At 71.8% G+C, this 12,337-nt stretch carries 9 protein-coding genes and 1 pseudogene; 4 read left to right on the top strand and 6 right to left on the bottom strand.

Annotated elements, in window-relative coordinates; translation table 11 throughout:
* Positions 1-45: 45 nt before the first annotated feature.
* The 5 genes and pseudogenes from ACVGV0_RS11885 to ACVGV0_RS11865 all read right to left on the bottom strand — a co-directional run bounded on the left by ACVGV0_RS11885 (position 46) and on the right by ACVGV0_RS11865 (position 6,907).
* Positions 46-528, bottom strand: a complete 483-nt coding sequence (locus ACVGV0_RS11885) for a cation:proton antiporter regulatory subunit (protein ID WP_459155727.1) — start codon at positions 526-528, stop codon at positions 46-48.
* Positions 529-1,212: 684 nt separating this feature from the next.
* Positions 1,213-1,434: pseudogene (locus ACVGV0_RS11880) on the bottom strand (VOC family protein); the annotation flags it as partial.
* Between the two features lie 61 nt (positions 1,435-1,495).
* Positions 1,496-4,390 (bottom strand): FAD-binding and (Fe-S)-binding domain-containing protein, encoded by a 2,895-nt coding sequence (locus ACVGV0_RS11875; protein ID WP_459155726.1) that lies wholly within the window; start codon positions 4,388-4,390, stop codon positions 1,496-1,498.
* Positions 4,391-4,486: 96 nt separating this feature from the next.
* A complete protein-coding gene (locus tag ACVGV0_RS11870) occupies positions 4,487-5,668 on the bottom strand; it encodes a mandelate racemase/muconate lactonizing enzyme family protein (RefSeq protein WP_459155725.1) in 1,182 nt (393 codons plus the stop codon).
* A 90-nt stretch (positions 5,669-5,758) separates the two neighbouring features.
* Complete coding sequence (locus ACVGV0_RS11865; protein ID WP_459155724.1) at positions 5,759-6,907, bottom strand: M24 family metallopeptidase; 1,149 nt, start codon at positions 6,905-6,907, stop codon at positions 5,759-5,761.
* A 72-nt stretch (positions 6,908-6,979) separates the two neighbouring features.
* On the opposite strand from ACVGV0_RS11865, the gene ACVGV0_RS11860 reads away from it, so the two are divergent.
* The 3 genes from ACVGV0_RS11860 (at position 6,980) to ACVGV0_RS11850 (ending at position 11,401) form a co-directional block, all read left to right on the top strand.
* Complete coding sequence (locus tag ACVGV0_RS11860) at positions 6,980-7,915, top strand: LysR family transcriptional regulator (protein WP_459155723.1); 936 nt, start codon at positions 6,980-6,982, stop codon at positions 7,913-7,915.
* A gap of 284 nt (positions 7,916-8,199) precedes the next feature.
* Entirely contained in the window at positions 8,200-9,717 is a 1,518-nt protein-coding gene (locus ACVGV0_RS11855) for an NAD-dependent succinate-semialdehyde dehydrogenase (RefSeq protein WP_459155722.1), read from the top strand.
* Positions 9,718-10,075: 358 nt separating this feature from the next.
* A complete protein-coding gene (locus ACVGV0_RS11850; RefSeq protein ID WP_459155721.1) occupies positions 10,076-11,401 on the top strand; it encodes an MFS transporter in 1,326 nt (441 codons plus the stop codon).
* A gap of 13 nt (positions 11,402-11,414) precedes the next feature.
* Here ACVGV0_RS11850 and ACVGV0_RS11845 read toward each other — a convergent pair whose 3' ends face one another.
* Positions 11,415-11,840 (bottom strand): pyridoxamine 5'-phosphate oxidase family protein, encoded by a 426-nt coding sequence (locus ACVGV0_RS11845; RefSeq protein ID WP_459155720.1) that lies wholly within the window; start codon positions 11,838-11,840, stop codon positions 11,415-11,417.
* 89 nt (positions 11,841-11,929) lie between these two features.
* Here ACVGV0_RS11845 and ACVGV0_RS11840 point away from each other — a divergent pair, with 89 nt between their 5' ends.
* A complete protein-coding gene (locus ACVGV0_RS11840; RefSeq protein WP_459155719.1) occupies positions 11,930-12,328 on the top strand; it encodes a cupin domain-containing protein in 399 nt (132 codons plus the stop codon).
* Positions 12,329-12,337 lie beyond the last annotated feature (9 nt).

The following is a 12,337-nucleotide window of genomic DNA, read 5'->3' as shown; positions in this document are numbered from 1 at the left end:
TCGCGCGGCACGCCCGCTGCGGGCGGGCAGGCGGGTGCTCAGCGCTCAGCCGCGTTCCAGGATGCCGTTGGCGTCCCGCAGCCCTTCGACGGTGCCCACGGCCACGACGAGGTCGCCGGCGGCGAAGTGGAAGTCCGGCCGCGGCGAGGGGTGCACGTCGCCGTCGCGGACCACCGCCACGATCGACACGGACGTGCGGGTGCGCATCTCGGTGGCGCCGAGGGGGCGGTCGACGTACGGGGATCCGGCGACGACGGGCAGCTGCCAGGTGGTGACCCCCGTGACTTCGCGCTGCTGCTCGGTGAGCTGGGCGACCAGCTGGGGAGCGCCCAGGAGGTTGGCCAGCGCGCTGGTCTCCTCGGTGGTCAGCTCGACGGACGCGGCCACCGCGTCCCGGTCCTGCCCGTCGGAGACGATCAGCTCCAGCCGACCGTCCCGATAGGTGATCACCCCGACCCTGCGCCCGGACCGGGTGATGAAGTCCTGCTGCGTGCCAAGCCCCGGAAGCGGAGTCACCGTCACGTCCACGCCGGGGAGCCTACGAGCACGCGCCCCGGCTCCCCAAGCCGGCGCGGCACCGCGGTACGGGACATCACCCCGTGGTCGGGGCGCGACGTCGTGCGCTCGACTCGGACGAGATCAAGGGCCCTGGACGCTGGGCCGACCTCCGGGACGTGCAGGACTGAGCGGGGCGCCGCAACCCGCGCCGTCCGCTGCTACGACCACTCCCGGCGGCAGCCTCCGACCGGAGTCCGGGTCTGCACCCTGGCGAGTGCCTCGCCTAAGGGGCTGCGCGGATTGGCGGCCATGTGCTCGACCGCACCGGCCCGTCAGGCAAGCGGCGCAGCCGCTTCATCGCCACGTACGCAGAGCGTCCCGCCGCGGGTTCTCCGGCGCCGCCTCGCGAGGACAGCCCCGACGTTGTGTAGGTGGCTACTCGATGTCGGGGATCCCGGAGCGAGGTGCCGCCGGAGGTTCCGCTACCGGCCCCACGACCCCGGCCAATCCGCGGACTCTCTAAGGCTCGGCGGTGTAGGCACGGTGTACGACCGACTCAATGGCCGTGGCCGTCTCGTCGGCGCGCGGAGCGCGGGAGGGGATCGCTTGTTCGTTCTCCGTACGCGGAAAGTCTTCTCATGATTCCTCCCCCATGCGGAACGCCCCACCGCAGGGGTGGTCGTCCTCCGGCCCGGAACGGAGCGTGTTCCGGGCCTAGTGGTGCTGGGCGATCTGGATCAGGTTGCCGCAGGTGTCGTCCAGAACCGCGGTGGTGACCGGTCCCATGGCGACCGGTTGCTGGGTGAACCGCACGCCGAGGCCGCGCAGGCGCTCGAACTCCGCGGGGACGTCGTCCACGGCGAAGGAGGTGGCGGGGATGCCGTCCCGGACCAGCGCCTCCTTGTAGGGCTTGACGGCGGGGTGGGTGTCCGGTTGGTGGACCTCCGTGCGGGCCGCCTGATCCCTCAGCTCCGCATTCGGCGACGTGCCCGGTAGGTTACAACTCCTCGACGGCGCGGGCGACGAGGCTGGCCAGGTGGTCCGGTTCGACGCCGGCGCTCTGGCGAAGCTGGGTGCGGCAGCTGAAGCCGTCGGCGATGACGCGCGTGCCCGGTTCGGCCGCGCGCACGGCCGGCAGCAGGGCCTGCTCGGCGCAGGCCACGGAGACGTCGTAGTGGCCGCGTTCGAACCCGAAGTTGCCGGCGAGGCCGCAGCAACCGGAATCGAGGACCTCCGCCCGGATCCCCGTCGCCTCCAGCGCGGACCGGTCGGCGTCGAAGCCGAGTTCGGCGTACTGGTGGCAGTGCATCTGCACCAGTGCCCGTTCGCCCCCGGTCTCGACCTGCCAGCGCTCGCGGGTGGGGGCGACCTGCTCGGCGAACGAGCGGGTCGCCCCCGCGAGGGCCTGGACGTCCTCGTCGTGCGGGGCGAGTTCGAGCGCGTCGTTGCGCAGGAACGCGGTGCAGCTCGGCTCCAGGCCGACCACCGGCGCGCCCCCTCGCACGGCGGGCCGCAGCGCCCGGGCGGTGCGGCGCACCGCGGCCCGCGCGATGCCGAGCTGGCCGGTGGAGGCCCACGTCAACCCGCAGCAGACCTGCTCGCGGGGCAGGTGCACGGCGAAGCCCAGCCGTTGGAGCGCGGCGATCGCGTCCCGGCCGACGTGCGGGTCGAAGTGGTTGGTGAAGGTGTCCGGGAACAGCAGCACCGGGTGATCGCCGCGGCTCCGGGGCCTGCCGCGCCGCGCCCACCAGGCGCGCAGCGTCCGGTGGGCCAGCCGTGGCAGGTCGCGTTCGGGGGCGATCCCCCCGAGGCGTTTGAGCGCTCCGGCGGCGGGACCGGCCATCACCCGGTTGACCAGCCCGGGGGCGTGCTGGCCCAGGGCCAGCCACGCGGGCAGGAATCCCATCGAGTAGTGCGAAGCCGGGCGCAGGCGACGCCGGTAGTGGTGGTGCAGGAACTCGGCCTTGTAGGTGGCCATGTCCACACCCACCGGACAGTCGGTCTTGCAGCCCTTGCAGGACAGGCACAGGTCCAGCGCCTCGCGGACTTCCGGCGAACGCCAGCCGCCGGTGATCACGTCGCCGGCGAGCATCTCGTAGAGCAGGTGCGCCCGCCCGCGCGTGGAGTGCTGCTCGGCACCGGTGGCCCGGTAGCTCGGGCACATCACACCGCCGGAGGAGTTCAGGCACTTGCCGACGCCGACGCAGCGGCGCGTGGCCGAGGCGAGGTCGCCGTCGTCGGCGTGCAGCGCCAGTTCGGTGCGGGTGGGCAGGCGGGCCGGTGCCACGAGCGGGCGCAGGTCGGCGTCCACGGGCCGGGGTCGGGCGATCTGTCCGGGGTTGAACAGCCCGTCGGGGTCGAAGGCGTCCTTGAACGTCTCGAACGCCGTGATCAGCCGCGGCGAGTACATCCGCTGCAGCAGTTCCGAACGGGCCTGGCCGTCGCCGTGCTCCCCGGACAGCGAGCCGCCGTGGGCGACGGTGAGGTCGGCGGCGGCCTCCAGGAACGCCCGGTAGTCGCCGGCGCCGGCCTGCGACAGCAGGTCGAAGTCGATGCGGACGTGGATGCACCCGTCGCCGTAGTGCCCGTAGGTGACGCCGCGGCGGCCGAAGCGCTGCAGCAGCTCGTCGAACTGGCGCAGGTAGGTGCCGAGCCGTTCGGGGGGAACGGCGGCGTCCTCCCAGCCGGACCACCGCTCGGAGCCGTCAGCCATCCGCGTGGAGTAGCCCGAGCCCTCCTCGCGGATCTTCCACAGCGCTGCCATCTTCGCCGGGTCCGTGTGCACGGCGACCTCGGCGCGGCCGTCGAGGGCGCGGGCGATGCGCTCCGCGGCGGCGCGGGCCTCGCCCACCTCGCTGCCACCGGTTTCCACCAGCAGCCAGCTGCGTCCGCCCGGCAGCAGCCGCAGGGCGGGTGACCGGGGGTTGCGGTCGCGGACGACGTCGACGAGGTCGGTGCTGATGCCTTCGACGGCCAGTGCGCCCTGCCCGGTCAGGCGGGGCACCTCGTCGGCGGCGGCGTAGGTGTCGTCGAAGCCGAGGACGACCACCGCCCGGGCGCGGGGCGCGTCGACGAGCCGCACGTCGGCGTCGAGCACGATCGCGCAGCTGCCCTCGCTGCCCACCAGCGCCCGAGCCACGTGGAACCCGTTCTCCGGCAGGAGCTGGTCGAGGTTGTAGCCGGAGACGCGGCGGGGCAGGTCGGGGTACTCCCGGCGCACGTCGTCGGCGGTCGCGGTGCTCAGCGCGCGCAGGTCGCGGTGCAGCGCGCCGGTGCGGTCCTGCCGCGCGCACAGCCGGTCGAGCTCGGCGGGGTCGGCGGGGCCGAGCTCCAGCCGGGTGCCGTCGGAGAGCAGCACGCGCAGGGCGTGCACGTTGTCGACGGTCTTGCCCCAGGCCACCGAGTGCGTGCCGCAGGAGTTGTTGCCGATCATCCCGCCGAGGGTGCACCGGCTGTGCGTGGAGGGGTCCGGGCCGAAGGTGAGGCCGTGGCTTCCGGCGGCCGTCCGCAACGAGTCCAGCACCACGCCCGGCTGGACCCGCGCGCGGCGCCGGCTCGGGTCGACGTCGAGGATCCGGTCGAGGTAGCGGGCGCAGTCCAGGACCAGCCCGGGTCCGCAGGCGTTGCCGGCGATGCTCGTGCCCGCGCCGCGGCTGGTGATCGGCACCTCGTGGTGGCGGGCGTGGGCGACGGTGGCGAGCACGTCGTCTTCGCTGCGGGGGCGCACCACGCCGACCGGCACCTGGCGGTAGTTCGAGGCGTCGGTGGCGTACAGCGCCTGCGATCCCGCGTCGAACAGGACGTCGCCGCTGACGTCGGCGCGCAGAGCGGTTGCGAGCGCGCGGTCCCGCGCCGCCGTGCCCGGCGCTCCCGGGTTCGCTGCAGTGCTCATGGTGCTGCCGTCCCCTCGTTGGTGGTGTGCGTGCCGGTGCCCCGCCGCGCCGGTAGCGGGCGGCGGCCGGTGCGGCGGGGCGGGCGGGTGGTGGGCTCAGGCTTTGGGAAGTGCCGGAGCCGCGGTGTGCTCCCCGTCGCTGAAGGAGAAGTCCTGGCTCTTCTCCTGGTACAGCTCGGCGTAGCCGGCGACCTTGTCGGTGTCCAGCTCGACGCCGAGGCCGGGTGCTGCGGGAACCGCGAGGCAGCCGTCGCGGTAGTTGCTGTCCGGGCCGCCGAATGCCGTGGTGACGTCGTCGGACAGCAGCGCGCCGTAGGCCTGGTTGGCGTGGCGGAAGTTGGGGGTGGCGGCCACCACGTGGGTGGCGGCTGCGAGGGCGACCCCGAGTTCGCCGAGGCTGTGCTTGACCACCGGCAGGCCTGCGGCCTCGCAGATGCCGGCTGAGCGCTTGAGGTTGAGCAGCCCGCCGTCGGCCTGGTTGTCCGCGGAGAGCACGTCGGCGGCGCCGGCGCGGATCACCGCCAGTTGGTCGTGGCGGGTCCAGCAGGCCTCGTTGGCCAGCAACGGGGTGTTGGTGCGGTGGCGCACGTAGGCCATCTCCGCGAGGTTGCGGCCGGAGACCGGTTGTTCGATGAGTTCGAGCTCGGCTTCCTCCATGGCCCGGATGGTGCGGACCGCGGTTCCCGGTGACCAGGCCTCGTTGGCGTCCACCCGGATCTGCATCCCCGGGCCGACACCCTCCCGCAGGGCGGTGACCCGCTCGACGTCGGTGCGCGGGTCGTCGTGGACCGCCTTGAGGTAGCAGGTGCCGAATCCGCCGGCCTGGGCGCGGCGGCCTTCCTCGGCGACCTCGTCGGGGCGGGTGCGCGCGACGTAGTAGAAGTACTCGACGGTGTCGCGGAACCGACCGCCGAGCAGGGTGACCAGGGGCTGCTGGCAGACCTTGCCGAGGATGTCCCAGCAGGCCATCTCCACGGCGGCGATCGCGGGGCTGCTGGCCTTGACGTGGTGCCAGGTGCCGATGAGGTCGATGCGGTGGATGAGCCGCTCGATGGCGAGGGGGTCCTCGCCCACGACGAGGGGTTCGATGCTGCGGAAGACGGCGAGCACGATGTCGGCGCTGGGGTAGGCGGCGGCTTCGCCGAGCCCGATCAGCCCTTCGTCGGTTTCCACCTCCAGCAGCACGCTGATGTGGCCGGAGCGCTTGCCGAACGCCCAGACCTCCTCGGTGCGGTAGGGGACGGCGACGGGGGTGGTCTTGAGTCCGGTGATGCGCACGGTGGGTTCCTCCCGCGTGGTGTGACGGATGGTTGGCGGGTGCGTGCAGGGCGGCGTGGGGTTTTCAGGGTGGGCGCGGACGCCGCGGGGTCAGGACGGTGCTGCGAGCGTGCGCGGCAGGGTGGTGAGCAGTTCGCTGCCCGTGGCCGTGACGAGCGCGGTGTCGGAGAGCACGTGCCCGACCGGCTGCGTGATCCAGGACATGAGGTGGAAGGTCATCCCCGAGGTGATCTCGGTCCGGCCGCCGGCGCGGATGCCCAGCACTTCCCCGCCGCCCGTCCAGCTGGGCGGGAAGCCGATGCCGATGAGGTATCCGCAGTGGTGGCGCAGCGGGCCCGCCTCGTCGGAGACCGCGTGCTGCCACGCGCGGTAGACGTCGCCGGTGCGGGCGCCGGGACGCAGCGCCTGCTGGGCCGCTTCGAGGCCCGCGTGCGCGGTCGCGGCCGCTTCCGCGGCCCCCTCAAACGGGTGTCCGATGTAGGTGGTCCGGCTCATCGGGGCGTGGTACCGGTGCACGCTCGCCCCCAGTTCCAGGAACAGCCCCTGGCCCGGTTGCAGGGTGCGGTCCCCCCACGAGACGTGTTCCTGGTGGAGCAGGGAGGTCGGGCGGATCAGCGGGGGGAAGCCAGGAGGGTCCCCGCCCGCGTCGATCATGGTGCGGTAGACGTCCGCCGCGACCGTGCGTTCGGAGGCGCCGGCCTCGGCGGCGTCGAGGCCGGCCTGCATCGCGGCGTCGGACAGCGAGGCCGCGCGGCGCACGCACTCGAGCTCGGCGGGGGATTTCACCGCGCGCTGCGCGGTGAGCAGATCCGTGCCGGAGCGCCACCGCACCCCGGAAAGCCCGTCCCGGATCGCGGCGGCGATCGCCGGGGGGAAGAACATCGAGTCCTCGTCCAGGGCGACGGTGCCGCCGTCGCCGAGGAGTTCCCCGAGCGCCGCCACCACCGCGCCGGCCGGCGTGTCACCGTCCTGGAAGGTCACGTGCCGGCACCACGGCACCTGCGCGCGGATCGTCGGCCGCTCCATCGCCCGGGTCACCAGGACCGGCTGCTCCTCCGCGGGCACCACGAGCAGGGTGAAGGCGAAGTAGCCGAGGTGGTCCAGGCCGGTCAGGTAGTAGATGTTCTCCGGGCTGGTCAGGGCGGCGGCGTTGATGTCCTCGGACCGCATGCGCTCGCGCAGCGCGACGAGGCGCTGCCTGTGCTCAGCGGCACCGTCAGCAAGCGAATCGACTCTCACGCCGCCCAGGCTGGAGCAGCACTACCGTTAGAACAATCAAATATTTTTGACGAGCTCCATTAGCCTAGCTGCATGCTGGATGTGCGCCGCCTTCGGCTGCTCCGGGAGCTCGCCTCCCGCGGCACCATCGCCGCCGTCGCGGAGGCTTGCTCGCTGACGCCGTCCGCGGTCTCGCAGCAGTTGTCGCAGCTGCAGCGGGAGGTCGGCGCTCCGCTGCTGCTCCGGGACGGGCGACGGGTGCTGCTCACCGAGGCCGCGCAGGTGCTGGTCTCCCACACCGAGCGGGTGCTGGCCGAGCTGGAAGCCGCCCGGGCCAGCGTGGCCGCGCTGTCGGGCAGCGTGGCCGGCAGCGTGCGGCTCGGGGCCTTCGCCACCGCGGCCAGCGCGCTCGTCCCGCCCGCCCTGACCTCCTGCCACCGGGACCACCCCGACCTCAGGGTCGTGCTGGAGGAGTGGGAGACCCCGGACGGCATCGACGCCCTCAAGGCAGGCAGCATCGACGTGCTGCTGACCTACGAGTACAACCTCCTGCCCGCCATCGATGATCCCGGCGTCGAGCTCACGCCGCTGCTCACCGAATCGCTGCTGGCCACCGTTCCGCCCGCGTTCGACATCCCGCCCGGTCAACTGCGGCTCGAGGCGCTCCGCGACGAGCACTGGATCGCGCCCCGCAGCGACACCGCCCTGCGGGCGACCCTGGAACGCGCCTGCGGACTCGTCGGGTTCGCCCCCGAGCTGGAGCACACCAGCGACGACTACACGGTGGTGCTCTCGCTGGTCAGCGCCGGACTCGGCGTCAGCCTCGTGCCGCAGCTGGCCACCGAGCGCCTGTCCTCCGCAGTGCGGCTGCTGTCGGTCACCGAGCCGCTGCTGTCCCGCAAGGTGTCGGTGGCGGTGCGGGCCGGCACCAGCGGCGTGCCGAGCCTGGCCGTGCTCATCAGCGCGTTGCGCGAAGCCGCGACGCAGCTGAGTCTCGACACCGCGCGGCCGACCCACCCGGAGGGGTAGTTCAGCTGCGCTAACCAATGCTGAAGCAGCAGTTCAGCTGAGCTGCGCCGATTTCGACGCGGCCTGCCAGTTCCGCCGCGAAGTCCGCGCCCACCACCGCAGCGTTCCCGCCGCCACAGCGGATCCTGCCCCGCCTCCTGACGTAGGATTGTTGACAATCTCCGCTGAGATGGAACGATGACGCCCCGTCGGCGTGCCCCTCCCCGTCCAGCACGCCCCGTCCGCGAGCGGAGAAGCAGAGCGAACAGCTCCCGCTGCAGCACGCACAACGGAGGTTTCCCACCATGACTCCACCCGACGCACTCGCGGCCCCGTCCGCGCCGTCCCCGTCCGCCTGCGAACGCACCGACGAGGAACGGTCTGTTGTGGATGCCGTGCCCAAGCAGCTGCTCATCGGCGGTTCGTGGCGCGCGGCCACCGGCGAGCGGACCTACGAGGTCGAGGACCCGTCGACGGCGTCGGTGCTCTGTTCCGTCGCTGATGCCTCCCCTGCTGACGGGGTGGCGGCGTTGGCCGCCGCGGCCGAGGCGCAGCAGAGCTGGTCGGCTCACCCGCCGCGGGAACGCGGTGAGATCCTGCGTCGCGCCTACGAGCTGATGATGCAGCGTCGTGAGGACCTCGCGCTGTTGATGACGTTGGAGATGGGCAAGCCGCTGGCCGAATCGCGCGGGGAGATCACCTACGCCGCGGAGTTCTTCCGCTGGTTCGCCGAGGAGGCCGTGCGCATTTCCGGCGACTACGCGGTGGCCCCCCACGGCACGAGCCGCTTCCTGGTGATGCACCAGCCGGTCGGCCCGGCCCTGTTGATCACACCGTGGAACTTCCCCGCCGCGATGGGTACCCGCAAGATCGGTCCGGCCGTGGCGGCCGGCTGCACCATGGTGGTCAAACCGGCCCACCAGACCCCGCTGTCCATGCTCGCGCTGGCCGAGATCCTCGGCGAGGCCGGCCTGCCCGACGGCGTGCTCAACCTCGTGCCCACCCGCCACGCCGGAGAGCTCACCGAACCCCTCATCCGTGACGGCCGGGCGCGCAAGCTGTCGTTCACCGGTTCCACGGCGGTGGGCCGCACCCTCATCGAGCAGTCCGCCGAGCAGGTGCTCAACGTGTCGCTGGAGCTGGGCGGCAACGCCCCGTTCCTCGTCTTCGACGACGCCGACCTCGACGCCGCCGTCGACGGAGCCCTGCAGGCGAAGATGCGCAACATCGGCCAGGCATGCACCGCGGCCAACCGGTTCTACGTGCACACCGCCGTCGCCGAGGAGTTCTCCGACCGATTGGCCGAACGGATGGGCGCGCTGCACGTCGAACGCGGCGTCTCCGAGGACTCCCAGGTCGGCCCGCTGGTCGACACCGCGCAACTCGACAAGGTCGCCGAACTGGTCGACGATGCGGTCCGGCGCGGCGCGCGGGTGAGCACCGGCGGCAACCGCTGCGAAGGGCGGGGCTACTTCTACCCGCCGACGGTGCTCACCGACGTGCCCGCCGCCGCGCGGATGCACCACGAGGAGATCTTCGGCCCCGTCGCCCCGATCACCACCTTCACCACCGAAGGCGAGGCGCTCGCCGCGGCCGACGACACCGAGTACGGCCTGCTCAGCTACGTCTACACCACCGACCTCCAGCGGGCGCTGCGGATCTCCGAGGCGCTGGACAGCGGCATGGTCGGCCTCAACCAGGGCGTCGTGTCCAATCCGGCCGCCCCCTTCGGCGGGATCAAGCACTCCGGCCTCGGCCGCGAAGGCGGCAAGGTCGGCATCGACGAGTTCCTGGAGACCAAGTACGTCGCCGTGGGGCTGTAACCCGCGGAATCCCGCGCCCCCGCAGCCGGCCCCACGCCGCACGAGGGGAACGTGCGGATCGCTCGGCGCGGGTGCGCCCGGATCCGCGATCCACCGAATCCGGTTCCTTTCTGTCCGGTTCCTTTCTGTCCGGTTCCTTTCCGGCGGGGTCGTTCCGCGGAAGTGCGGGATTCCGCGGAACGACGCCGGAACGATCATTCAGCCGACCTGAGGCCGCACATTAAGTTCTTTTGCTTGTAGCGGCGAGAATTCTGACGCAGCCTGTGTGGCCAGAGCACCACGACATGTGATCCGCAATACACCTGAAAGCTGCTGCAGCACGTGCGCCCCCGGCGTGCGCGTGCTCGAGGAGAGCGCTATGACCACCGCGGAAACCGAGAGAGGGTCGGAAGTCGACCAATCGACCGTGCGCAGGGCGGTTATGGCCTCGGCCATGGGAAATGCCGTCGAATGGTACGACTACGGCGTTTTCACGTCCGGGGCGCTCACCGTTGCCGTCGGATCCCAGTTCTTTCCCGGCGACGAGAACAGCGTGCTCAAGTCGCTCGCGCTGGTCGCCGCCGGGTTCATCGTGCGCCCCCTGGGAGGCGTCGTTTTCGGCCCGCTCGGCGACAAGCTGGGACGCCAGCGCGTGCTGGCGGCGACCATCCTGCTGATGTCGGGCTGCACGTTCCTCGTCGGTGTCCTGCCCACCTACGCCGGGCCCTACTCGTTCGGGATCGGCGCATCGCTGATGGTCCTCGCGCTGCGGATCGTCCAAGGGTTCTCGACCGGCGGCGAGTACGGCGGAGCGGCGACCTTCATCGCCGAGTACGCCCCCACCGCGCGCCGCGGGTTCTTCGGCAGCTTCCTGGAGTTCGGCACGTTGTCGGGCTACGTCCTCGGCAACGCCGTCGTGCTCGCCACGGTCTTCTCCCTCGACGCGGACTCGATGGCCTCCTGGGGATGGCGCCTCCCGTTCCTGCTGGCGCTGCCGCTCGGCCTCATCGGGCTGTACCTGCGGACCAAGCTGGAGGACACCCCGGAATTCCACAAGCTCCTCGAACGCGACGGCAACCCGCAGAAGGCCCCGCTGCGGGAGACGCTCGTCCAGCACTGGCGCATGATCCTGAACTTGTTCGGCATCGTGTTCCTGCTCAGCGTCGCCGACTACATGCTGCTGACGACCATGCCCTCCTACCTGCAGGAGCACCTCGACCTCGACGACACCGCCGCCGGGGGGATCATCGTCTTCGTGGAGATCGTCCAGATCCTGGTCATCGTGCCGCTGGGAGCGCTGTCCGACCGGATCGGGCGCAAACCCCTGCTGATCACCTCCGCCCTCGGTTTCATCTTCCTGAGCTACCCCTCGCTGCAAGCGATGCAGACCGGCAACATCGCCTTCCTGCTGGCCGGCTTCCTGACCATGGCCTTCCTGCTGGTTCTGATGCTCGCGGTCATCGGTTCCACGTTCCCCGCGATGTTCCCCACCCGGGTGCGCTACGGCGCGTTCGCGATCGGCTACAACATCTCGGTGTCGCTGTTCGGCGGGACGTGCGGTGCGCTCGTCGAGTTCTTGATCCAGATGACCGGGGACAACGACATTCCCGCCTACTACCTGATCCTCGCCGGCGTCATCGGGATCATCCCCATCCTGAAAATTCCGGAAACCGCGCGGGTTCCCCTCGACAGCATCGGCCGGTGACGGCCACGGAGCGCTACAGAGCGCCCAAGTCCCCGGAGAGCCAGTGCTCCGGCCGCATGGAGATGACGACGTGCTCACCGAGGTGGGCCCGTTCGTACTCGACGAATTCGGCGGCCTTGTCCGGCGGGAGGTACCGCGCGGCCATCTCCCAGGACCGCTCGCGGCTTCCCGGTTCCGTCCCGGTCACCGGGCCCTCCACGGACGCGTAGCGCACCGTCGGTTCGGTCCGCTGCACCATGAGGCTGAAACGCCCTGCCGAGGAGATCGCCCGCGCCTTCCGGGAATCGGAGCCGGTGTACACCCACAACGGCCCGCCCGGGGCGTAGTGGTACCAGATCGGGACCGTCAGCGGGGCGCGCTCGGACCGTTCGACGACGGACAGCGCACCGATGTGCGGTTCGGCCAGGAACTGCTCGCGCTCGAGCTTCGACAACGCCATGGGGCAGACCGTACTGACGAGCCCCGACAACCGCCCGTTCAACTGCACCCGAACTGGGCCCGCGGGCCCGCCCTGCTAGGGTGCGCCCGATGACCAGCGAGCAGCCCGAGCCCGACGCGCCGCACCTCACCGCGCTCGGGGACGTCGAGGTCGTGCAGCCGGACAGCACCAGCGGCAGCGGCGGTGTGCTGTGGCGGCTGCAGCGCTCCGATCGCCAGCTGGACGCCAACGTGGTGCACCTCCCCCCGCGGGAGCACGTCGATTGGCACGTCGAGCACCAGCGGGACGTGCTCGTGGTGGTCCTGGCCGGTGCGGGCACCGTGCGCACCGATGCGGGGCGAGCTCCGCTGGCCACCGGCGCGGTGGTGTGGCTCCCCCGCGGCACCCGGCGCAGTCTCGCCGCAGGTCCGCGCGGGATGTCGTACGCGACCGCCCACCAGCGCCGCCCCGGACTGCAGATCCGGAGCCGCACGGACCCGGCCGGTTGACCGCGGTCC

The organism is Salinifilum ghardaiensis (assembly GCF_054491345.1).
Note: the sequence above shows the minus strand (reverse complement) of the source record. Positions and strands in the feature narration are given on the sequence as shown.